Below are 23094 nucleotides of genomic sequence, written 5' to 3' on the forward strand. Positions count from 1 at the left end.
GTGTAGCCGATGGCCGAGGCTCAGTCCACCAGAGGACACGGCGCGACTTGGTTATGGGGTGATGACCGGAAGCAGGCTGCGCCAGGTCTCACGGCCGATCGCCGGCACGCGCCCGTCACGGACTGCCGGATCGTCCACAGAGACATAGCGCGCCAGCTTGAAGAAGCGCCGGCCGGAGAGGACGGCGGCCACTTCCGGCTTGCGATCATGGGTCAGCGGCAGGGTATAGCCTTCGCCGCTCTTCCATTCCCAGGGCGTCGGGGCCAGGCTGAGTTGCAGCTCCTTCGCGGCGACTTCATGGTACCGGTTGATGAGGTTTCGCTTGTACTGCAGAAGGTGCGGCCCTTCGAGGATCAGCGCGAAGACGAACGCGTGGCCCCACCAGAACAACGACCGAAACGTGAACGTTTCATCGCCGGCAAAGTGCTTGGGAAAATCCAGGTACTGGTAGGGAAATTCTTCGAGGTGTTCGCCCTTCATCAACTGGAACTTGGCGGGATCGAACGTCTGCGGCGTCACCAGCGCGACCCCGGCCAGATCGGCCGTGAGCCCGACGTGGACGGCGTCCAAGGTCGCCCGCACCTTGGCCATGACGCGGGCCTTGGCCGGGAAAAACTGCCGATCCGCCACGAGGCGGAGTTCATCGGGCGTGAAGAGGGCCGGCTCATCCATGTGAACGATGCATGCACAACGCTGAATGATGGATGAAAGAGGACAGCCGCCTCTTCCGCCATTCATCATTCGTCATTCCGCACTCTGCATGGTCGCGTCAGCGTTGATGGGTTTCGAAGAGGGCGACGTCCATATCATAGGCCAGGCGGCAGTCCGCGCACCGCAGCCCGACACGATCTTGCACCACGTCCATCTCGCTCATCGCCAGGGCCGCCGGATGCGAGGCGAAACAATCGCCGAAACTGACGGATGCATCCCGCTCGACCGATTCCTCGCCAAGCCGGCCCTCGACCTGGGCACGGCGGGCGGTAAGCGATCGCAGCGTAAGCCGATGGAGCAAGTTGCAGGAACTGCAGCTGAGAAGGATCTTGTCCGGAAGGCCGACTTTCTTGACGTTCAGGCACAGCCGATGGGCGGCAAAGCACTGTTGGATAAAGGCGCCGCTTGTATAGAAAAGGGCCATCCTACGCCCCGTGGCTCCCTTGCCTGGTTCCGGTGGTTCCGGGTTCCGATAGACAAGCCCGCGCCGATCGCCCGGCGCATCGAATCGAAGGGATCAGGAAGCAAGCCGGGCAAGGGCCAGCAGCGCGAGGACCCCGATCCCATAGGGCAGGAGACAAGAATACAGGACCGTCTTCAGCGGAGGCATTGCCCCCTGGTCCGTCTGCTTGGTCTTCTGTTCTTTGTAGACGAACTCGTATGACAGAATCGCAACGGTCAGCGTCAGAGCCAGAGCCCGGCTCGTGCGCGGCCAGGTATAGGCCCCGCTCAGGAGAAAATCGGCGGTGAAAAATCCGCTCAGGAAGAGGATCAGCGGCGCAACCACGAACCGGACCCCTTCGGCAAACCACGTCTGCCAGGGGACACTCTGCAGGCTGTTCGTCAGGGGGACAGCGGAACGGTCGTCGGCCGGACGACTCATGTCCCAACCGCTTGGGTGGAAGGCCCCCCCACGGAGGACGCAGCCCCCGAAGCGGGAGCCTGGGCTCCGCGGCAGGCTTTGCAGATGCGCGGACGCTGCTTGAGAAAGGACACTTTTCCGCTGGCCAGACAACTGTAGTGCACGAACTGGTCGCAGACCGCGCAACGCGACCAGCCGCCCCGGAAGAAGGTCATGTCCCGATAAAGGCCCTTGTGGCAGACCGAGCAATTCCGGGGTTCGATCCCCAGCAGCATCGGCTCCCACGTGCCACCGGCTTTGCGAATACTCATGGGCGGCAGTATAGCGAAGCTATCGGCGCAATTACAAGCGCGCCGAATGCAGAACGATGCCCGCAGAATGATGCGTATCCGAATTCGCGCCTCTGCCGTTCATCGTTCATCATTCCTCGTTCATCATTTTCACCCGGTTTGACACCCCGCGAAACCATTTGTTACTCTCTCGCCTCGTAAAAGCCTAGCCGTGAGTTTTTGGCCGTCAGCCAGGAGCCCTTCCCCCTCATGAACATTCGCGAATACTTGGAGCAGAAGCGCGAGGCGGTGGATCGTTTTCTGGAGTCGGTCATCCCCGATGTCAAGACCCAGCCGACAACACTCCACGAGAGCATCCGGTACAGCCTCTTTGCAGGCGGCAAGCGGGTCCGGCCGATTCTGGCGATCGCGGCGGCGGAGGCCATCGGACCCTTGTCGCCGGCCACCCTTCCCATCGCTTCGTCGCTCGAATTGATCCATACCTACTCCCTGATCCACGACGACCTGCCCGCCATGGACAACGACGACTACCGGCGGGGCAAGCTCACCAACCACAAGGTCTACGGCGAGGCCATGGCGATCCTGGCCGGGGACGCGCTGCTGACGCTCGCGTTCGAGCTCTGCAGCCGGCGCGACCTGGTGGACGGGCTGGCCCCGGCCCGTCAGGTCCAGCTTATTTACGAACTCGCCGTCGGCTCCGGCAACTTGGGCATGGTCGGCGGGCAGGTATTGGACATCCAGGCCGAGAACAAGGACATCGACCTCGTCACGCTACAGAACATCCACAAACACAAGACCGGCATGCTCATTCGCGCCGCGGTTCGGATGGGCGCGATCGTCGCCGACGCAACGCCCGAGCAGTTGGGCCGGCTGACCGGCTATGCCGAAGACATCGGGCTGGCGTTTCAGATCGCGGACGACGTCTTGAACGTGACCGGCACGCGCGAAGAACTCGGCAAGAACGCCAATACCGACGCCCAGCGCGGCAAGAAAACCTACCCGACGTTCTATGGAGTCGACGGGGCCAAGGCTCTGGCGGACCAGGTTCGGGACCGCGCAATCGCGCATCTCGACGGATTCGGACCGAGCGCCGACCCGCTCCGGGAACTGGCCAAATACATCACGGCGCGCAAAAATTGAAGAGCCTATAGCTGATAGCTTATGGCTAATAGCCTGATAGTCCGGCCTCCTGCCATACGCCATCGGCCATTCGCCATACGCTCTTGCCTATGAAAGCTCTCGTCACCGGCGCGACAGGTTTCGTCGGCGCGGCCGTCGCCCGCGCGGCCGCCGCAGCCGGAGTGGACGTGCGGGTCCTCGTCCGGCCCGAGAGCGACCTGCGCAACCTTGACGGGCTGAACCTCGAACGGGCCCTGGGGGATTTGCGGGACCCGGCTTCGCTCCGCCGCGCCCTGACCGGCTGCCAGCAGCTCTACCACGTCGCCGCCCACTATGCCCTCTGGGCGCAAGATCCCCGCATCTTTTACGACATCAACGTGACCGGCACCCGTACGCTGCTGGAGGCGGCGCGCGCCGCCGGCACGGCGCGCATCGTCTATACCAGCACGATCGGCGCGATCGGGCTGCCCGAGGGCGGCGGCCTCGGCACGGAAGAGACCCCTGTGTCACTGGCCCAGATGGCGGGGGACTATAAACGATCCAAGTACCTGGCCGAACAGGAAGTGCTGAAGATGGCGCGGGAAGGGCTGCCGGTAGTCATCGTGAACCCCTCGGCCCCGGTGGGCGAGCGGGACATCAAGCCGACTCCTACCGGCCAGATGATCGTGGATTTTATGAAAGGCCGCATGCCGGCCTATATCGAGACCGGCATGAACCTGATCGACGTGGAGGACGTGGCGGCCGGCCATGTCCATGCCATGGAGCGGGGCCGCATCGGCGAACGGTACATCCTGGGAAACAAGAATCTGATGTTGAAGGAGATCTTCGAGATTCTCAGCCGGCTGACCGGCGTCCCGGCGCCGAGGATCAAGCTGCCCCGGCTGGCCATCCTGCCGCTGGCCTACGCCAACCAGTGGCTGGCCGACCACATCACCCACCGGCCGCCCCGCATCCCACTGGAGGGGGTCAAGATGGCCAAGTACCGGATGCATTACGATTGCGGCAAGGCGGCGAGGGAGTTGGGCCAACCGCAGATTCCGGTGGAAGTGGCGCTGGGAAAGGCCGTACGCTGGTTCCGCGCCCAGGGCTATGCGTAGGCAAATGCGACGGGGCTATGAGAACATGGATTCGATGTCGCGGTCCAGGGTAAAGACGATGATGCGCTCGCCGATCTGGGTATCGATGTCGGTAAACAGGCCGACCGTTTTGGCCCTGGTAATCTCGTCCACCTGCTGACTGAGTTTCTCCCGTCCTTGCGCAATCAGATTCTGTCGTAGACGTCGCACCATCTCGATTCCTTCGGCCGTCTTGGCGAGCTGCCGTTCGGCCGGCGTCAGCACCCCCTTCAGACGAACCAGCACGATATCTTTGATGATAAAGGCCCGGACATCCTCGGGCCCCCGCCCCATGAATTCCTGCTCGAACTTGATGACAGCGTTGCGAATGGCGCTTTCCGCTTCGCCTTTCGTTTGTCCGCTTTTCGCAGACCCTGATTGACTATGGGGCATACCCGAAAGCCCTATCCGGCTTGAGTCCAATAACAGGTTGTGCGTTCCGGCGCGCTATGGTAAGACACCTACTCGAAGAATTGCAAACGATGGGGCCGCTGTCCTGTCACGCCAGACAAGCGGACCCATGCTCGATAGATTGCAGCGATTGCGGCAGTAGGGTAGCCGGCTTCCTCATGTTCTCGCAGGAGGTCGGCCACAGTACAAGCCAGCCGGACGCCCCTGGGTTCTGCCAGGGCGCCGGCTGGCTTTTTTTCTGTCCTGATGCGTAGGTGCCCATGGCCCCTGTGATGCTCGTCCCGCTACTGCCGCTGGTGGCGGCGTTCGTGCTTCTGATCGGCGGCTCCGAGTCTCGCGATCGGCGGGCCAAGCTCGGCGTGCTGCCCCTCCTGGCGGCATTCGTGGGGGCCGTCGTGACGTTGGCGCTCGTGTCCTCCGGTGGACCGGTCAGCCTTCGCTTCTATGACCTGGGGCCCGCCGCCTCTCTCGCCTTGCCGCTCGGCTTCTACATCGACCGGCTCAGCGCGGTCATGATGGTCCTGATTTCACTGGTCGGCGCCATCATCTACCGGTACTCCACGGGCTACATGTATCAAGACCGCTTCTATATCCGGTACCTCGCGCTCATCGCCTGTACGACCTTCGTCTTGCTCTGCATGGTCTCCAGCGCCAACCTGGTGATGCTGTTTGTATTCTGGCAACTGCTGAGCTATCTACTCTATCTCCTGGCCCACAACCATTCACACGCGGCCACGCTCGAGGGGGCGTTCAGAACCTTCACGCTCTTGCGCGTCGGCGACGTGGCCTTTCTCGCGGGCATCGTGCTGGCCCATCAACTGTACGGCACGATCGAGTTCCAGGAGCTGTTTGTCCGGGCGGCGGCGACACCCGTGACGCTCTCCCCGCTGCCGGGGGTGGAAATCGGCGGAACCACCGCCGTGACGCTGCTCCTTTTCATCGGGGCCATGAGCAAGTCGGCGCAGTTTCCCCTCCATATCTGGCTGCCCCGCTCCCTCTATGCACCCACGCCGGTCCACGCCCTGCTCCATGCGGGGATCATCAATGCCGGCGGGTTTCTGATGAACCGGCTGGCCCCGCTCTATGGCCTGAGCCCGACGACCCTGCACGTGGCCTTCGTCGTCGGGACACTCACAGCCATTCTCGGCGCGTCGATGATGCTGGTGCAGAACGACATCAAGAAAACCCTCGGATTCTCCACGATCGGGCAGATGGGCTACATGATCATGGAGTGCGGCTTGGGCGCCTTCTCCCTCGCGGTCTTCCACCTGATCGCGCACGGGCTCTTTAAGGCCACGGTCTTCCTGAACTGCGGCAACGTGATTCACAAGGCCCGCCAGGAACCGACCTTCCCCCATATGCACCATGCCGTCGAAGAGCATGAGCTGTCTCGTCTCACGTGGCTGACCGGCTTTCTCACGTCGTTGCTGATGCCGCTCGTCATTCTCCTGGTCACGCACGGCGTGCTGGCCATTCCCTTGCGGGACGCGCAGGGGACCGTGATCTTCATGTTTTTCATCTGGGTCACGTCCTCGCAGGCCATCCTGACGCTCACCCGTCTGCGGGCCGTGGCTTCGTGGAAAGTGTCCGTGGCCATGCTGGTGACGCTGCTCTTCGTGGTCTTCACCTATCTGTTTGCGGCCGAGGCGTTCACGGCGTTTCTCTATCCCAACCCACAGGACGTGTCCTCCTACTTCCGGGCCGCGGCGCTCCCCCGCGGGTTCTTCGATGGGATCGTGATCGGAACCACGCTGCTGACCATGTTGAGTTGGGGCTATCTCTATGCCCAAGCCCACGGGCGCACGATGTGGATGCCCGCCTGGGCTGGCACGCTTCGAGTCCGCCTGTACGTGCTGTTCATGAACCGCCTGTATCTGGACGAACTGCACCGGAAACTCGGGCAAATCGTGATGCGGATCGCCCATCGCCTAGACGTGAGCGCAATGGGGAGGCCCTGGTGATGGCTGGGCCGGCGCTTCAGTTCGCCCTCGTCGTGATTCCCTTGGCGGGCGCAGCGCTGGGACTGGCTGTCTGGTCGAACCCCCGGCGGCTGAAACAGTGGGCGCTCCTCGTCGCCATCGCCAGCGGGCTCCTGCTGCTCGGCATGGCGGGACGACTGACGGCTCCCGCCGAGGGCATGCTGCCGCTCGCCCTGCTTCCGATGGCCGCATTCCTGACACTGCTCGGGCAACCGACTCATCCGGACAACCGCCAGGCCTGGCTGATGACGTTGGCGCTGCTGGGACTGGGACTCGGCGTGCGCATCAGCCACGATCATCTGGGATCGATCTTCCTGCTTCTCCTGCTCGGTCTGGTCGCGGCGCTGCTGTATCGACACCGCGCCATGTCGGGATCCGTGCCTTGGTGGGGCATCGGCACCTGCGGTCTCGGCGTGATCGGCCTCCTCCTCTCGCTGATCGCGCCCCCTTCTGTATCTGCTGGTGCGCTCCTCATGGCCTGCGCGATCCTGTTGCCGCTGCCTCCCTTGCATGGAAGTTATGTCGCCGCCTTCAGGGGGTTGCCGGGCAACCTTCCGGCGTTTCTGGCCCTGCTGTTGCCCAGTCTTGGGTTCCATCGCCTGCTGGACTTGATGCCGAGCCTGCCGGAGCCTCTTGTCGAGGCGCTGGTCCTGCCGGCATTGGCGGGCATGCTCTACGGCTCGATGAAGGCCCTGACGCAATCGCGGGTACGGTTGCTCCTGGCCTATGCCGGTCTGTCGTTCTTCTCCATCCTCTGGTGGTATGTGGCGGCCACGCGGACGGCTCCGCCGCAGGCCGGCGTCTACCTCTGTTCCGTCGGGCTGGCCACCGGCGGGCTCCTGCTGGCCTGGCATGCGATTCAGGCCCGGTACGGCGAAGTAGACCGGCGCGCGGTCACCGGGCTGGTCTATCGCATGCCGCGCTTCGCCGTGCTGGTTTCGCTGCTGGCGCTGGCCGCCATGGGATTGCCGCCGTTCGGTCTCTTCTCCGGCTTCCTGAGCCTGCTGCTCGCCCCGTCTCTGCCTCGTTCCGGCGCCTGGCTCATCGTCTTCGGCGCCTGGCTCACGGCCTCCTGGTACATCCTCGACATGGTGCAGGGCCTGCTCTTCGGCCGCCAACGGTCGGATCTGCGGTACACGGATCTCCGCCGATCCGAGTTCGCGTCGCTGGTCCTGTGCCTGCTGTTGTTGATCGCCCTGGGACTCACGCCGGCCCGCTTCTTCCAGCCCGGCACCTCGACGCCGCAGCTTCGAACGGCGATGGAGTCACTCTCATGGAACCGGTAACGGCCGCGCCGCACCGCGATACGCAGCGGATGGAGATCCGCGGGATCATCCGCCTCTCCAGCGAGATCATCGCCCGGTATTGGCCGATGCGGACCTTCGTGCACCACAATCCCCTGCACAGTCTCGAATATCTCCCGTTCGACGACACGGTGAAGCGCAGCCGGCAGATTCTGGGAGGCAGCGGGTATCTGCCCGGCGACACGTATCGAGCCTATGTCCGTGCCGGCCGGATTCGTCTCGCACATCTCAATGCCGCCCTGAAGCCCTTGGCGCACGAGCAGCACGTCACGCTGGGGGCGCGGCGCGTGACGCACGGGGACGTCCTGCGCGCCTGCCTTACGCACGGCCTCGGCGCGCTTACGGTCGAGCCGCTCGATGCGTTGCCGGATCAGGGATCGGACCTGCGGCCGGTCGAGACGCTGGCGGACCGGCTGGGCTCGTGGCTGAAGGCTCCGACGGTGCATGAACGCATCGCGACGGCGGCGCGGGAGGACCAGGCGTCGCTGGGGCGGCAGGTCACGCTCTCGCACTGGTGCGATCGCATCCTGGGCACGCACATCGTCGAGCAGATCAACGGCGAACTCATCAAGTGGTGTGAAGCGTTTTTGGACGAAGGCCATGCCACGTGGCCCATGCCCGGTCGGGAACAGGGATTGTATGGAGCGTGGAAATCCCTGGCCCGGCATGAATGGTCGCCCTGCGGCATTGCAGACAGCCGGCTCAAAATCGCGGGCCTGCCGGAGGAACCGGAGGACGCGGTGCTCGACAGTCTCGAGATTCTGGGAATCCCCCAGGCATTCCGACAGGACTACCTGTCGCTCCAGTTCGCGGCCTTGCCCGGCTGGGCCGGGTTCATCAAGTGGCGGGGCGATCAGCCCAACTATGAATGGCAGCAAGCTTATCCGGCCGGGCTGGTGAAATTTATGGCCATCCGCCTGTGGTACGTGCGGGAGTTGGTTCAGCAAGCCTGCCGTGAAGAGTTGGGAATTGCGGGCAATTATCACTCGGTCTTCGCCTACATGCAGGACCAATCCCATGCCTACTATTGGAGAAGAGAGCGGCTGGCCGGACGGTTGCCGGCCGTCTACGCCGAGCAGGTCGATCGGCTTGCCCGGAAGCAAATCGATGGCTGGGAACGTTTGACCGAGCTGTATCAGACGGAGTTCGGACCCCGCAATGACCGGGCCAGGCAGCGCGCCGAAGCCAGGCGCCTGCTCGCGCTGGCGCAAGTGCTGGAGATGCCACCGGCCGCGCTCATGGACAGCTCGCCGGAGGATCTCGCGGCCCTCGTGGGTTGGATGGAGGCCTTCCCGGAATCGGACCATGGCCCGGTCTGGCTCAGGGCCTTCGAAGCCGGTTATCACGAACAGCTGTTCGGAAAGCTCACACGCAATGGGCGTTCGGCAAACGTCTTGTCTGGACAATCCAGCGCGCACAGCGCGCGTGAGGGAGAGGCTCCTCCGGCTAAGCCGGAGGAGGGGGCGACGCGAGCCCCTGCAATAGTCCGGCCTGCCTCCCAGTCGGTCTATTGCATCGACGTGCGATCGGAACCGTTCCGGCGCCACCTGGAATCGACCGGCGCAAACGAGACCTACGGATTTGCCGGTTTCTTCGCCGTCTTTATTCGGTACCGGGCCTGGGGCAGGGAGCACGACACCGAACAGTTCCCGGTCATCATGCGAGCCAAACATGAAGTGCGCGAACTGCCCCGCGGCGCGCTCGATCACGTGGTGTCCCAACATGAGGCCAGAAGCAAACTGGTCCGTGCGGGCCACACGCTCTTGCACGATCTGAAGGAAAACGTGGTCACCCCCTATGTCATGGTGGAGTCGCTGGGATGGTTTTACGGCCTCCCCATCATCGGCAAGACGGCGCTGCCGGCCCTGTATCGGCGCGGGACCGCCTGGCTGAGGCGCCGTTTGGTGCCGTCTCTGGCCACCTGCGTCCCCATCGACAAGCTGTCGCCGGCAGAAGCCGAGGCCATGCTGACGTCCGAGCAGGGCGCGACGATCCGCAAAGCCTTGCAGGACCGGCTGGGGCTGCACGAATCGCGGATCACGCCGGAATTCGTTGAGGCCTTGCGGAAACGGGCCTTGAACGGAGAGGGATCGTCGGAGCCGTCCCTTGTCGAGGCGATTCGGCCGGCGGGCCTGACGACGGAGCAGCTGACTGCGTTTGTGGAAGCCCTGCGGCGCTACTACGCCATCGATCGGCGTTCGGCGTCACGGCAGCGGGAGCGCATTACCAGGATGGGCTTCACGCCGGAGGAACAGGTCGCCACGGTCGACACGGCGCTGCGCATGATGGGGTTGACCCGAAACTTCGCGCGCCTCGTGTTGTTCTGCGCGCACGGGAGCACCACGGAGAACAACCCGTTTGAGTCCGCCCTGGACTGCGGAGCCTGCGGGGGCAACGAGGGGAAGCCCAACGCCCGCGTGCTCGCTGCCATGGCCAACAAGCCTCAGGTCAGGGAACGGCTGGCCAAGAACGGGCTCGCCATTCCGGCCGATACCCACTTCCTGGCCGGGCAAGTGGACACAACGACGGAAGCAGTGGAGCTCTTCGATCTGGAAGATCTGCCTCCAACTCATCGCGCGGACGTCGCTCGGCTGCGTGAGGACCTGCGCCAGGCCGCGCGGCTGACCAGCCAGGAGCGCTGCGCGCGTCTTCCGGACATCGCCGCCGGCTTGCCGCCGGACCGGGCCTCGGCCCTGGCGCGCGAACGCAGCGTCGACTGGAGCCAGGTGAGGCCCGAGTGGGGCTTGTCCGGCAACACCTCCTTCATCATCGGCCGGCGCGAGCTCACCGCAGGGCTCGATCTGGAGGGGCGGGTCTTTCTCCATTCCTACGACTATCGGGAAGACCCGACCGAGCGCCTGCTCGAAGTGCTGATGACCGCACCGCAAGTCGTCGCCCAGTGGATCAACATGGAGCATTATTTTTCGGCCGTGGACAACGACGTGTACGGCGGGGGCAGCAAGATTTATCATAACGTGGTGGGGCGCATCGGCATCATGTCCGGCCCCTGGAGCGATCTCCGCCTGGGATTGGCCTGGCAGACCGTGATGAACGGCGACATGCCATACCATGAGCCCATGCGTTTGCTGACGATCGTCGAGGCGCCGCGCGGGCGCATTGAAAAACTGATCGCGCGACACGAGGTCCTGCAGCATTTCTATCACAACGAGTGGGTGCATCTGGCGGCATTGGACCCGGCGGACGGCCTGTGGTACCGCTACCTGCCGTCCGGCGCCTGGAGCCAAATCGCACCGACTTGTGTATAATGGCGCCGACGCCGAGCAAGGGAGTTCACGCATGGACGGATTGACGCTGCACCCGATGAAGGAAATCCGGGTGATCGTTTCGGGTGAAAACCGGGCGTATGTGACGGACGTGCTGGACAAGATCCGGGCGAGCGGGTACACGATCATCGGCAACGTCTCGGGCAAGGGCCATCATGGCGTGCGCGAGGCCCACTTCATGTTCAGCGAGCAGGAGAGTCTCGTGATGATTATGGCCGTCGTGCCGGAAGAAAAGGTCGAGCCGATCCTGGCCGGGCTGCGTCCGCTGTTCGACCGCCACTCCGGCGTGATGTTCGTCAGCGACGTCGCCGTGAGCCGCCGGGAGTATTTCGGCAAACCGGCAGGCGGCTCTTGACCCGCTCCACGGAGACCTTGTGGACCTTCCAGGCCTGCTGCTAGGCACCCTCCTACTCCGCCCCTATGTCTTCGTGTTCATGGCCGCGTTTTTGTTCTGCGCTCAGCGGCTCCTGGGCTGGCGGCGCATGCTGCTCTTTTGGGTGGTGACCTGGGCCACGGCCTTCCTCTGCGAAGCCTCCTCCATCCGCACCGGCATCCCCTTCGGCTGGTACTTTTACACCAACTCGACGACCGACCAGGAACTGTTCATCTTCGGCGTGCCGTTCTTCGATTCTCTCTCGTTTTCCTTTCTCCTCTATGCCAGTTACTGCCTGGCCCTGTTCTACTTGCTGCCCGCCCGCGGCAATCATGAAGCCGAACCAGTCAACCTGCTTCAGCGGAAGACTTGGCCGGCCCTCTTGTTCAGCAGCCGCATCCGCACCTCCTGGCCGGTGCTCAAGCTCACCGTGCTCTTCTTCACCTTCATCGACATCATCATCGATCCGGTTGCCCTACGCGGGGAACGGTGGTTCCTGGGCCAGATTTATTATTACCCGGAGCCGGGGGTGTATTACGGAGTCCCCATCGCCAACTTCGTCGGCTGGGCCGTGGTGGGGCTGCTCGCCCTGTCGGCCTATTTCTTTCTCGATCGTCAACTGTCGCCGGCGCGCGGACATCGGGACGGGGACGCCACGGTCATGACGGGCAACGTGCTTCTGGGCGTCGGCCTCTACTACGGGGTCCTGGCCTTCAACCTGGGCGTCACCTTTTGGATCGGCGAATACCAGTTGGGCATGACCGGCCTGCTGATTTTCCTTCCCCTCACCGCGCTGTTGGTCTTGCGTCTCCTGGGCCGCCTCTCCCCTCCGAGCCACGTCCCAACCCAGAGTTCCGGCGTGCAAAGCGACCCATGATCCTTCGCACCTTGGCGCCTATGTCGAGTGCGCTCTGCACGGCGATGCTGGCATGGGCCTGGGGCCTCATCCTGCTGCCCGGATGGAGCGGGGCCGCCATGGTGGCCGATATCACATTCACGGCACAGGAGTTCGCCTTCACGGGACCGGACCGGATCGACCAGGGATGGCGCTCCGTTCGGCTGGCCAATCAGGGGCGGGACATCCATCAGGTTTTGTTTTTGAAGTTGCCTCCGAACAAGACCGCCGAGGATTTCCGCTCGGCCATCGAAGCCGACTGGTCGCAGCTCCCGTCCTGGATTCAACGGGCGGGCGGCGTGAACAGCGTGGCGCCAGGACAGGAGGCTAGGGCCATCATCCTGCTGGAACCGGGAGACTATGTCGTGATCTGCGGAATCCCCGATGTCCGCGGACGCCCTCATGTCCTGCATGGCATGATGCGTTCCTTGCAGGTGACCGCCTCCGTGCAACCGGCAACGCAGCCGCCCGACGCGGACGTCACGATCACGGCGCGGGATTTTTCCTTTTCGAGCGACACGTCGCTGCGCGTCGGGACACAGACGGTTCGGATGCGCAACAGCGGCCGCCAGGCGCACGAGATCGTCTTCGTTCAACTGGCACCGGGAGCGACGACCCAAGACTTCGTCGATTCGTTCGTCCCCGGCAAACCGGACAATCAAGCCGGCCGCCACATCGGAGGCTTGACCGGCCTTGCCCCAGGACAGGAAGCGTTCTTTTCGGTCGATCTCCAGCCGGGCCGATATGGCTTGATCTGCTTTCTCTCCGACCCGGTCACGCGAGCCCCGCACTTTGCGTACGGCATGCTGCTGGACATGGACGTGCGTTGACCTGACACCATGCTGAAGACCTACGCCCAATTGATGGCGCTGGCCAATGACTATGCCGGGTCCAAGGCATTGTTGGTTGCCAACGAATTGGGGCTCTTCACCGCCATCGGAGCAGAGTGGCGAACAGTCGAGGACCTGGCCATTCGATGCAAGGCCGACCGAGAAGGCCTGCGCTTGCTCCTCAACGCCTTGGTCGGAATGGACCTGCTCCGGCTCCGATGCCGCCGGTACGGCAATACCGTTCTGGGCCGGCACTATCTGGACGGGAACAGCCCCACGGCCATCACCAACCTGCTCTGGCTCCTGAACCACCACTGGTCGGACTGGACGGACATGGCGGCCACGATCAGGAGCGGGAGGCGAGGCTGGGCGGCACTGACGGCCAGATCCTCGTTCCGCCGCCGGTTCGCCCTGGCCATGCACGAGCGCAGCCACATCCTCGCGCCGCCGACGATCGCAGCCATGCGCATCCCGCGAGGCGCCACGCGGTTTTTGGACGTCGCCGGAGGGCCTGGGTCCTATGCCGTCGCGCTGGCCCGGCGGTATCCCGGACTGACCGGCATGATCGTCGACCAGCACGTGGCCACGGCAAAGGCCTTGATCCGCCGACACGACCTCCAGCGCCGCCTGACCCTGCGGCGCGGAGACGTCTTCTCCGCCGACTTCGGAAACGGGTACGACGCGGCCCTCGCAGCCAACATTCTGCACGATTTCAACGAGCGGGAGAACCAGGCCCTGCTGGGACGCATCCATGCCGCGCTGCGCCCGGACGGCAAGCTGTTCATCGTGGAGTTCTTCCTCGACAAGACCCTGACCGGCCCAACCGAGGCAGCCGTGTTTTCATTGGTCATGTACAAGTTCACCGCCAGCGGGCGATCCTATGGGTGGGCGGAAGTCGAAGGATGGTTGCGCGCGCTGGGGTTCGGCCGTTTCCGCCGACGACGGATTACCACCGGCGTCGGCCTCCTGGAGGCCACCAAGACCCAACGCAAAGACCCAAGCTGAACCGGTCTGGAAGGGTTCGACAGGCGCTAGGCGGAGAAACCGGAAGGGCGCCGCGCGGCGATCATATCGTGGTAGGCCGCCAGATGCCGATACACGGGGATCATGAGCCGAGCCGGAAGCGGGGTCGTGATGATTTCCCGGCTGAAACTGAAGGGCCGCTCGTACCGCTTGACGCCCAGCACCACCTGCGCGATCGCCCAGGAGAGGTTCTCAACCCACTTGGAGGCAATGACGCGGTCCAGGAAATCATAGAGCACCCGCCGTTGGCGAATGGCCCCGCGAAACCCCTCCTTGATCTCCTGCAGCAGCGCCTCCTCGCTCTCAGTGCGGCTGTACAGCCCCTCCAGCACGTGGTTTAAGGAGATGAAGTCCTGGATGTCGAACCGCACGTCCACGTCCGGCGTGTCCGCCTTATAGGCATCCCAATCCGTGGTGTGGTAGAGCCGGGCCAGCCCCTCCAGCAAATCCCGCACGAGCACCTCTTCATACGTCTCGAATTCTTTGGAAAAGCGGACCTTCACAAACGTGCGGCGATCGTAGGTATGATCCGGGAAATAATACACGCGAGAGAGTTCGACCAGGCGACCGGCGCCGTCACGCCTCGGGTTCCTGTACTGCCACTCGTCGGGAAGAGACAGCCCCTCGGACGCCAGGAGCCGGGTGTAGCGGGGCATGAACTCTTCGAAGAAAGGGCCGCCCTGCTCATGCAGCGACACGGCGGACAGGCTGCCGACAGCCAAGGTCAACCTGGCGAAGGGCATCCGCGTGTATCCATCGGAGCCCACTACGAAATTGAATCCGCCCCAGGGCCCGACGTCCAGGATCGTCCGGATTCCCCGACTGTTCAGGCACTCCTCCGTCTCGTTGGCCACGCGGCGCCACAGATGGAGCAACGTCCCGATGTGCACACGGCGGTGGTCAAGGAGGGGCGGCCATGTCTGGTCCGGCCGGCGGCGGGTCCGTGAAACAAACTTGGCAATCTCCCAGACGGCCGAGTCCGCCAACGTGCCGCCGCGAAGCTTGACCTTGGAATAGCCGGAACAGAGCAGCCCCAGTTGGGCCCACAAAGCCGGCGTGAGTTCGCTGCCGATGATGGTTTGAACAATCGGCTCGATCTCTTCCAGCCCCGTAAGACCGACGGAGTGAAACATGACCTTCAATGAGGCTTGCAACATCTCCAGTGCTCGATCGAAACGGGACATCACCGTTCCTCCCAACAGGTAGCCGGCGTGAACAGTCGCACAGGTGACGATCGGCCTGATAGCACCAGTATCGAAACTCCACAGGGAAGTCAACTGGAACGCTTCAGGGCGGAACCGGTTCGACTGATCGCGGGCTTGGACATGACGGGTGTCGCCCCTCTTGCCGCTAAGCCTTGGCGAGGGACCAGTGAAGTCTGTATACTGACCCCGTCGTTTGTCGCAGGAGCAGGTGCGTCCTGACTACACATACCAAAATCTGGCTCGGCCTCCTGGCCCTCGTGATCGTCGCGGCCGCCGGCGCCGGCGGCTGGGTCGGCTATCGGATGTTCAGCACCGGCTTCAGCGCCAAGGAGGAGCCGGGGACGCTGGAGATCCTGATGGCGCGGCAGGCGCGGCACCTGGCCATTCCCCTGTCGCAGCGGAACGAACCCAATCCGATTCCCGCCTCACCCGCCATCCTGAAAGAAGCGCGGCAGCACTTCGCCGACCATTGCGCCACCTGCCACGCCAACGACGGGAGCGGCAACACCCCGATCGGCAAGAACGTGTATCCCAAAGCCCCGGATCTGCGTTTAGCCGATACCCAGTCTCTGTCGGACGGAGAGTTGTTTTTCGTCATCCATAACGGCATCCGCTTCACCGGCATGCCGGCCTGGGGCAAGGGCAAGCCGGAAGAGGACCAGGACAGTTGGAAGCTCGTGCACTTCCTCCGCCGTCTCCCCACGATCACGGCGGAGGAACTGGAGGAGATGAAGCGCTATAATCCGAAAACCGAGCGGGAACGGGAGGAAGAGGCCGCCTTCGAGCGGTTCCTCGGCGGCGAAGACGTTGCCCCGCCCGCGCCGGCCCATCATCATTGACCGTTGTTCGCGAAGGAGACCATGATGCGACGATTGTTCGGCATTCTTTTCTTCCTGGTCTTGTTCTCCCCCGTCTCTTGGGCGCATGAAGGCAGCGCCCACATCATGGGAACCGTGACGGAAATCGCGGCCGACCATGTCGTCGTCCAAACGACCGATGCCAAGACCGTGACGATCAAGACAACGGCCAAGACCAGCTACCGCACCACCAAGGAGGCCAGCAGCCGCGACGCCCTCAAGGTCGGGCATCGCGTCGTGGCGGAAGTGACCAAGGACGCAACCGGAATGACGGCCAGCGAACTGCGCTTCTCCTCCGTGCCTCCGAAACCGGGAGCCCACTGATGCGCGGGCTGCTCATCCGGTTCACGGTGACCGGCATCGCCGTATTCCTGGCCAGCCAGATCGTGCCGGGCATCACGGTCGAGACGGTCTCCGCCGGGGTGGCCGCCGTGATCCTGCTGGCGTTTCTGAATGCCATCGTCCGCCCCGTCCTCTACCTGTTCACGCTCCCCTTCATCATCCTCTCCCTCGGCCTGTTCATGGTCGTCATCAATGCGCTCCTCCTCCACCTGGTGGCCTTTCTGGTCAAAGGCTTCGTCGTCGAGGGGTTCTGGCCCTCGGTGTGGGGTGCGCTGATCATCAGCGTGACTAGCACGATCCTGACCCTCTGGGTGTCCGAGCAGGGACAGGTCGAGATGGTCATTCACCGCAAGCCGCCCCGGATCGTCAATTGACGTGTCCGTGCCGGCCATCTCTTCCCTGCCCAAGGGCAGAAGAAGGAAAAGGAATCCCCCATGACACACCGGCAGACCGTCGCCCTCCTACTCACGCTGGCCTTGCTGCACGGCTGTGACACGACCAAGCACGCCACGGAGGTCCAGCCCTCCGGCTTCCTCGCCGAATATCGGACCTTGCTCCAACCCGGCAAGGAGGGAACGTGGGATCCGTTGCGCGTGTACCGCAACCCGAAGACCGACTTTGCCGCCATCAAGAAGATACAGCTCGAGCCCGTGACGATCTGGAATCAACCGAACTCCACCCTCTCCCCCGGACAGAAGGAGGATCTGCAGCGACTCGCCGACTACTTTTACAACCTGCTCTACGTGAAGCTCTCCAAGGATTACGAGATGGTTCAAAAGCCGACTCCTGGCGCGGTGCGCGTGCAAGTCGCGATCACGCATGGCGAGGAATCCGTCACAGCACTCGCGCTCGCCTCGAAGGTGGCCCCGACAGCCCAGCTTGCAAACGCTCTCTGGGCCTTTGCCACCGACAAACCGTCCACGCTTTTTGTCGGAGATGTGACCGTCGAGTTCATGGCCCATGACACGCAGACCGGGGAGCTGCTCACAGCAGGGGCCGACCGACGCGTGGGCGGGAGGAACCTGTTCGATAAGGAAGCGCTCAACTCCTGGGGCGACGTGCGGAACAGTCTGGAATTCTGGTCGGATGCCACCGTGTACCGCCTGTGCCTCATCCGGCGCGAGGCCAATTGCGTCAAGCCGAATGCATAACAGGAGGAGATGTCGGCGCTCGGGAAGCACGCGCCTGGTCGATTGAACTTGAATTGGCCCGGCGGCATGCTACAATGCCGCCTTCATTGAGGATTCACGATTCGCGCCCGTTAGAGACAGAGGAGCACCCATGGGTCAGGCAGCCGAACACCCCCGCGCCAGCAAGCAGACCACTCTCCAACGCACCCTAACCGAGGCGCTCAACGAACTCGGCATGGATGCGGCGCTGGTCGCGATTTGCGAACGGGCCAACGGCCCGCTGGTCGCCCAAGGATCGCGCGGCTTCGCGCCCCGCGAAGTCCAGTCCGTCGTCAGAACCCTGTCGGGCGTGGAGCAGAGCTTGCTTACCGCCCCGGCACCGGTGGGCGAAGGCGAGGCCCTGCGGGCGGTCCGTCTCCGCATGATCACGCCGGCGGCCAAGGCCCTCCTGGCCCTGCCGCTCCGGCACAGACAGAAGCTGTACGGCGTGCTCGTGGTCGGCAGGAAGGAAGGCGCCGCCTTCACCAAGAAGGAACGGACCCTGCTCGAGGGCGCCGGCGAAAGCATTACCGGGTCGCTGGAGCGGGCCGGCCTCTTCGACGGCACGGTGCTCCTCAGCCCTCCGATGGTCGCCCAGGAACCGGCTCCGGCGCAGGCGGCCGTGCCCATGGCCGCCGAGGTCCTGGCCCCATCATCCTACGCCACCCCGGCCATACAAGAACGGATTACCTCCCTGCTGAACGAGGCCGCCGCCACCACTCCGTTCGACCGGGCCTGGGTCACGTACTACGACCCGATCGCCGGCATTCTGGAAGTGCTGGGCCTCGCGGGCGACGTCCGAGGGGAGCAGAAAAAGGATCTCAAGCCCGGCCATCGCCTGGGCCTGGACACGTCGGCATCCGGCTGGGCGGTCCGCCACCGGAAGACCCGCCTGGACAACGACCTGGCCTCCACGCAGGGACGATTCCTGGACCACAAACACCTCTACAAGGAACGATTCCGCTCCGCTCTGGTCGTGCCCTTTTTCGTGCGAGGCCAAGTCGGAGGCACGCTGACCCTGGGCTCCAAGACCCCATTGCAATACGGGCTCCCGGACGCCAGGGTGCTGGAACCGGTGATCGTCAAATTGGTCGAGCTGCTCCAAGAGCCGCCGGTCGCCCAAGCAACCGCCGTCGAGCCGGGCGAGATCATGGAACCGGCGGCCGAGCCGACGGCCTTGGCTGCGCCTGAGCCCTTGATCAGAAAACAGGAGCGGCAGGCCGCCCTGGGCGAGTTCAGCGCGTTCCTGGCGACGGAAATCCGGGAGCCGCTGGCCTCCATCCGGGCGCAGCTCGAAGAAGTGACGGGGGAAGGGATTCTGGACTTCGACCCGCAGACCCGCGTGGAGAACGCCATGCGCGACCTCATCCGAGTCGAGGCGATTCTCAACGAGATCCTCGACTTTGCTAAGCCGCTGGACCTGAATCGCCGGCTCTGCCGGGTGCCGGACATTATCGAGAATACGCTGACCGTGGTGGCCACCGAGCTGGACATGAACCGGATCCGGGTCACCAAGGACTATGCCGCCAACCTGAGTCAGGTCCGCTGTGACGACGGCAAGTTCCAGCAGGTCTTCCTCAGTATCTTCAAAAACTCGCTGGAGGCCATGTCGCCCGGCGGCCAGCTCGACATCCAGGTCTCGCCGGTGAAGGCCGGACGCGCGCATGACGTACAGATCCTGATCAAGAACGACGGGGTCCCGATCCCCACCGAACATATGGGCAAGATATTCGAGCCCTTCTTCACGACAAAACGGGCCGGAACCGGCCTGGGGCTGGCCACGGTCAAGAAGATCGTCGAGGAACACCAGGGGCAGATTTCGATCGCCAGCGGACCGGGCCAGGGGACGACCGTGATCATCCAGCTCCCCACGCCGGTCCATCGCGGGGCCGCCTATCGCCGCCGCGGGGGCCGCGGGCGTCGGCCACCGCGAGGGCGCTAACTCGGCCTAAAAGTTGAAAAGTCTGAAAGTTCTAAAATTTACAATCTGATGCATCGCCTTGCCCTGACTTTGTAATTTTATAGACTTTCAGACTTCCCGGACTTTCACCCATCTGATTCCCCTATTGACAGGGTCCGCAGAGGTGGCTAAGATACGCCCCGACTTACAGCCTGAACTGATTCGCTTATTATTGATCGTCTTTCACACTTACTTCAAAGGAGTGACTGCTATGAAGACTCTCATCAGCACTGTTGTGGCGGTGTTGGGCGTGGCGCTCTCCCTGTCTCTCGCGGTGGCCAATCCGGCCCTCTTGCCGAAGCATCCCGGCTACCCGGCCTCCGGCAACGCCAACGACCAGGGCCAGACCAATGCGACCGGCGAAAAGGCCCTCTCCGCCGCCGCCGCCGTGGCCCCCAAGCACGCCGAACAGCACCTCATGGACCCGAACAACGATCGGATCGTCGAGAAGGATGCCGACCATCGGTCCGACGGGAAGTTCAACCGGCTGCCGAGGGTGCAGGGCCCGCAGATCAAGGTCCAGCCGCCGGTCGAATCCGCGACGAAGATCACGGGCGAGCGGACGATCAACTAAGCCGTTCGACCAAAAGCACAGCAAAAGGGGAACGCCTCACGGCGTTCCCCTTTTTGTTTGCTCTTCTCCTAATTCAGGATGTTCAGAATGGCTATCCCGCAAGGCCACAGCAAGCGAGAAGCTGGGGCGTACTTTTCTCATACGTTGAAGCTTTGAGCGATGCGAGAACGAATCCGGAAACCATTTTCAACATCCCTTACAAGCCTTTCAGGCGAAACCGCCAAGGCTTAGCCGCCCATTCGCCGGCATAATCCACGCCGATGCGAGGCGCGCGCAACATCGCCCGAGGCGCAATCCGTTGGCCGCGATCTTCCACCCAGAGCTGTTCCCCGCTGGTGAGGTCATGCCAATTGTGCGTTCGGCTGATGTCGAGTTGCCGGCAGAGCCTCCCGGGGCCGTCGATGAGTTCACCGCTCTCCAGTTCGACCGCCCGCACCAGAATCGCCGCCGGGTAGCCCTCCTGCTCCGTCACAATATTAAAGCAGTGATACATTCCATAGATCAGATAGACGTAAGTGATCCCGGCTTTCCCGAACATGACCTCCGTCCGTTTGGTCTTGCCGCGCGAGGCATGGGACGCCCGATCCTCCGGCCCGACGTAGGCTTCCACCTCGACGATCCGGCCCGAGAGGCGGCCGCCGGCCGTTTCCCGAACCAGATACTTGCCGAGGAGGCTTCTCGCCACCGTCAGCGTCGGCTTCTCATAGAACGATCGCGCGAGGGGTTGGCGTTTCATCAAAATATCCAGGCGATTCCACCCATCACGTTTCGTGGCGTGCCGGGCGAGAAGTGGACATCGGAGACGGCCTGCGCGGTCGGATTGACACGCGACTCATAGAAAAACTGAGCCTGCCGCCATTGCGCGTCGAACAGGTTCTGAATCGTAAAAAACGCCTCCAGCCGACCGCGCTCCATCTTGACCGGCACGCGATAGCGGTTGACCCAATCGAAGAACGTAAAGCCGTTGAGATAGACCGAGCGGTCCTCGGCCGCCGGACGTCTTCCCATATGGACCATTTGCAGCGAGGAGGTCAAGCCGTTCGGAAGCGTAGCGGTCAGGCCGGCCTGGCCGGTCAGCTCCGGGGCCAAAGGCACGGCCTGGCCGGTTCCACGGAACTCCGCATGAGTCATGGTCAGATCCCCGCGCAGGCTCAACCAGTCGAGCAATTGCAGCCTGGCCCCCACCTCCGTTCCATAGCGCCGCGTGGCGCCCCGAATTTCCGTCGTGCCTGCGTCTCCCGCAAATACCAACTCGGAGGACAAGTCCAGCGCCCACAGGGTGGCCAACAACTCGACCCGATCCCATTGTTTGGTGCGCACCCCAACCTCGTAAGCCGTCGCACGCGGCAACGACTGGACCGACGGACTGCTTACCACGGCTCGGGCATCGTTGCTGTGAAAGCCGGTGCCGAAGTTCAGGAAGAACTCGGTTCCGAACCAGGGCCCCAGCACCAGATTGCCCTTCGTGCTCGCAATGGCCGCATCCGTCTGCCCGTTGGGCTGCCGCAGGCAGGTCGCGCAGCGGTTGCGGACGTCGAACGTGAAGATGTCGCCGCGCGCCCCGCCGTTGATGCGCATCCAGGGCGTCGGTTGCAGTTCCAGTTTAACGTAGGGCGAATAGGAGGCTTCCAGCACATCGCTGTCGGAGGTCGTGTCCAGACGCATCCGCCGCTGTTGCGTCCCCAGGCGGACTTTCGCATCGTCCACACGGGTTTGGACGCCGACTGTCGCGGCGCCGGCAACGCCCGCGACCTCGCCGGCCTGGCGATACCCCACGTCGCTGCCATAGACAACCCGCCGATCGTTCTGTTCGATCCCGTCTCCGTTCACCGGATTGTTCAGAAAGAAGGTGAAATTGCTGTACAGGTCCAGCTTGTAATACTGGCCGTAGAGGTCCGCGAAGAAGCGCCCCCCACCGGGCGCATCGTAATGGTAGCGGAGAGCGGCCGTCGCCCGCTCCGTTCGCCCCCCTTCGGTCGGGTCCAGCGAGCCGAACCGGTCGAGCTGCCCATCGTTGACCGATTGCAGCGGGATCTGCCCGGACGCATTCCACCGGCCCTGGTAGTAGGTGCCGGTCAGGCTGAGCTCCGACTGGCTCGTCGGATTCATCGTGGCCTTGGCCAAGCCGTTGAAGCGGTTATAGCGATTCGCATTCAGGAAGGGGCCGTCCATATGATATCCCTCCGCGGCGATCAGCGTCCGCACCTTGCCGGTCGTCGGGGAAAACATCGTCATGTACCGCTGCTGATTGAACTGCCCCCCGGCCGCCTGGACGATGCCTTCCTCCACCGTCTCGCGGGTGACGAACTCGACCGCCGCCCCCGTATCGAAATCCCCGTACTGGACGTGATAGGGCCCCTTGTAGACCTGCACCTCTTTGATCGTTTCCGGAATGATGAAGTTGAGGTCCGTATAGCCCTGGCCGTGGGCGTTGCTGCGCAAGTTGATCGGCATGCCGTCCCGAAACACGGCGATATCGGTCCCGTGATCCGCGTCGAACCCCCGCAAGAAATACTGGTCGGCCTTCCCCGCCCCACCGGAATGCTCGACGGACAGGATGCCGGGGGCGAGCCGCAGCAGATTGCCTGGCCGGCCCTGGGGCTGGAGCTGGATGTCCTTGTCCGGAATGACATGTTCGGAGGACGCGGCGGTCAGCCGCTCGGCCAGGACCGGCACATCCGGCAGGACGACCGTGCCCTCCTCGGCCGGCTCGTGGGCCCACGCCAAGGACCAGACGAGCAGCAGCGCGCAGACCTGGAGGGAGAAGCCAAAGAAGAAGCCCACGGATGTC

The 23094-nt window shown here is 63.5% G+C and carries 23 protein-coding genes; 15 read left to right on the top strand and 8 right to left on the bottom strand.

Annotated features, from left to right (window positions below):
- Window positions 1-51: 51 nt before the first annotated feature.
- The 4 genes from EPO61_06235 to EPO61_06250 form a co-directional block, all read right to left on the bottom strand.
- Window positions 52-672, bottom strand: a complete 621-nt coding sequence (locus EPO61_06235) for a hypothetical protein (GenBank protein ID TAJ09652.1) — start codon at window positions 670-672, stop codon at window positions 52-54.
- Window positions 673-769: 97 nt separating this feature from the next.
- The gene (locus tag EPO61_06240; GenBank protein ID TAJ09653.1) at window positions 770-1135 is read right to left on the bottom strand and encodes a hypothetical protein; all 366 of its coding nucleotides are present in this window, start codon (window positions 1133-1135) and stop codon (window positions 770-772) included.
- A 93-nt stretch (window positions 1136-1228) separates the two neighbouring features.
- The gene (locus EPO61_06245; protein ID TAJ09654.1) at window positions 1229-1594 is read right to left on the bottom strand and encodes a hypothetical protein; all 366 of its coding nucleotides are present in this window, start codon (window positions 1592-1594) and stop codon (window positions 1229-1231) included.
- Window positions 1591-1884 (bottom strand): hypothetical protein, encoded by a 294-nt coding sequence (locus EPO61_06250; GenBank protein TAJ09655.1) that lies wholly within the window; start codon window positions 1882-1884, stop codon window positions 1591-1593. The genes EPO61_06245 and EPO61_06250 overlap by 4 nt, the downstream gene beginning before the upstream one ends.
- A gap of 228 nt (window positions 1885-2112) precedes the next feature.
- On the opposite strand from EPO61_06250, the gene EPO61_06255 reads away from it, so the two are divergent.
- Both EPO61_06255 and EPO61_06260 read left to right on the top strand, forming a co-directional pair.
- Window positions 2113-3003: a polyprenyl synthetase family protein gene (locus EPO61_06255; protein ID TAJ09656.1), complete on the top strand. Its 891-nt coding sequence runs from the start codon at window positions 2113-2115 to the stop codon at window positions 3001-3003.
- An 89-nt stretch (window positions 3004-3092) separates the two neighbouring features.
- Window positions 3093-4079 (top strand): NAD-dependent epimerase/dehydratase family protein, encoded by a 987-nt coding sequence (locus EPO61_06260; protein TAJ09657.1) that lies wholly within the window; start codon window positions 3093-3095, stop codon window positions 4077-4079.
- Between the two features lie 15 nt (window positions 4080-4094).
- Here EPO61_06260 and EPO61_06265 read toward each other — a convergent pair whose 3' ends face one another.
- Complete coding sequence (locus EPO61_06265) at window positions 4095-4490, bottom strand: DUF2294 domain-containing protein (protein ID TAJ09658.1); 396 nt, start codon at window positions 4488-4490, stop codon at window positions 4095-4097.
- Between the two features lie 278 nt (window positions 4491-4768).
- Between EPO61_06265 and EPO61_06270 the strand changes: the two genes are divergently transcribed.
- The 7 genes from EPO61_06270 to EPO61_06300 are packed head-to-tail and all read left to right on the top strand — an operon-like array spanning window position 4769 to window position 14178.
- On the top strand, window positions 4769-6469 hold the full coding sequence (locus tag EPO61_06270) for an NADH-quinone oxidoreductase subunit L (protein ID TAJ09659.1): 1701 nt from the start codon (window positions 4769-4771) through the stop codon (window positions 6467-6469).
- A complete protein-coding gene (locus EPO61_06275; protein ID TAJ09660.1) occupies window positions 6466-7773 on the top strand; it encodes a hypothetical protein in 1308 nt (435 codons plus the stop codon). Before EPO61_06270 ends, EPO61_06275 begins: the two co-directional genes overlap by 4 nt.
- Complete coding sequence (locus EPO61_06280) at window positions 7761-11057, top strand: DUF2309 domain-containing protein (protein ID TAJ09661.1); 3297 nt, start codon at window positions 7761-7763, stop codon at window positions 11055-11057. Before EPO61_06275 ends, EPO61_06280 begins: the two co-directional genes overlap by 13 nt.
- A 31-nt stretch (window positions 11058-11088) precedes the next feature.
- The gene (locus EPO61_06285; GenBank protein ID TAJ09662.1) at window positions 11089-11430 is read left to right on the top strand and encodes a P-II family nitrogen regulator; all 342 of its coding nucleotides are present in this window, start codon (window positions 11089-11091) and stop codon (window positions 11428-11430) included.
- Between the two features lie 19 nt (window positions 11431-11449).
- Window positions 11450-12325 (top strand): carotenoid biosynthesis protein, encoded by an 876-nt coding sequence (locus EPO61_06290; GenBank protein ID TAJ09663.1) that lies wholly within the window; start codon window positions 11450-11452, stop codon window positions 12323-12325.
- A gap of 20 nt (window positions 12326-12345) precedes the next feature.
- Window positions 12346-13173 (top strand): hypothetical protein, encoded by an 828-nt coding sequence (locus EPO61_06295; GenBank protein TAJ09664.1) that lies wholly within the window; start codon window positions 12346-12348, stop codon window positions 13171-13173.
- A 9-nt stretch (window positions 13174-13182) separates the two neighbouring features.
- A complete protein-coding gene (locus tag EPO61_06300; protein ID TAJ09665.1) occupies window positions 13183-14178 on the top strand; it encodes a methyltransferase domain-containing protein in 996 nt (331 codons plus the stop codon).
- A gap of 26 nt (window positions 14179-14204) precedes the next feature.
- On the opposite strand, the gene EPO61_06305 is transcribed toward EPO61_06300, so the two are convergent.
- Entirely contained in the window at window positions 14205-15380 is a 1176-nt protein-coding gene (locus tag EPO61_06305) for a hypothetical protein (GenBank protein ID TAJ09666.1), read from the bottom strand.
- Window positions 15381-15703: 323 nt separating this feature from the next.
- Between EPO61_06305 and EPO61_06310 the strand changes: the two genes are divergently transcribed.
- The 6 genes from EPO61_06310 to EPO61_06335 all read left to right on the top strand — a co-directional run bounded on the left by EPO61_06310 (window position 15704) and on the right by EPO61_06335 (window position 20303).
- Window positions 15704-16240 carry a c-type cytochrome gene (locus EPO61_06310; GenBank protein ID TAJ09693.1) on the top strand — a complete coding sequence of 179 codons (537 nt, stop codon included), beginning with the start codon at window positions 15704-15706 and terminating at the stop codon, window positions 16238-16240.
- Between the two features lie 21 nt (window positions 16241-16261).
- Window positions 16262-16582 carry a hypothetical protein gene (locus EPO61_06315; GenBank protein ID TAJ09667.1) on the top strand — a complete coding sequence of 107 codons (321 nt, stop codon included), beginning with the start codon at window positions 16262-16264 and terminating at the stop codon, window positions 16580-16582.
- Window positions 16582-16974 (top strand): phage holin family protein, encoded by a 393-nt coding sequence (locus EPO61_06320; GenBank protein ID TAJ09668.1) that lies wholly within the window; start codon window positions 16582-16584, stop codon window positions 16972-16974. The genes EPO61_06315 and EPO61_06320 overlap by 1 nt, the downstream gene beginning before the upstream one ends.
- A 60-nt stretch (window positions 16975-17034) precedes the next feature.
- Window positions 17035-17751, top strand: a complete 717-nt coding sequence (locus EPO61_06325; protein TAJ09669.1) for a DUF3313 domain-containing protein — start codon at window positions 17035-17037, stop codon at window positions 17749-17751.
- A 130-nt stretch (window positions 17752-17881) separates the two neighbouring features.
- The gene (locus EPO61_06330) at window positions 17882-19711 is read left to right on the top strand and encodes a GAF domain-containing protein (GenBank protein TAJ09670.1); all 1830 of its coding nucleotides are present in this window, start codon (window positions 17882-17884) and stop codon (window positions 19709-19711) included.
- Window positions 19712-19940: 229 nt separating this feature from the next.
- On the top strand, window positions 19941-20303 hold the full coding sequence (locus EPO61_06335) for a hypothetical protein (protein TAJ09671.1): 363 nt from the start codon (window positions 19941-19943) through the stop codon (window positions 20301-20303).
- Window positions 20304-20499: 196 nt separating this feature from the next.
- On the opposite strand, the gene EPO61_06340 is transcribed toward EPO61_06335, so the two are convergent.
- Window positions 20500-21039 (bottom strand): DNA-3-methyladenine glycosylase, encoded by a 540-nt coding sequence (locus EPO61_06340; GenBank protein ID TAJ09672.1) that lies wholly within the window; start codon window positions 21037-21039, stop codon window positions 20500-20502.
- Entirely contained in the window at window positions 21039-23087 is a 2049-nt protein-coding gene (locus EPO61_06345; protein ID TAJ09673.1) for a TonB-dependent receptor, read from the bottom strand. Before EPO61_06345 ends, EPO61_06340 begins: the two co-directional genes overlap by 1 nt.
- Window positions 23088-23094: the final 7 nt, after the last annotated feature.

The sequence above is a fragment of the Nitrospirota bacterium genome (assembly GCA_004296885.1).
GTDB lineage: Bacteria > Nitrospirota > Nitrospiria > Nitrospirales > Nitrospiraceae > SYGV01.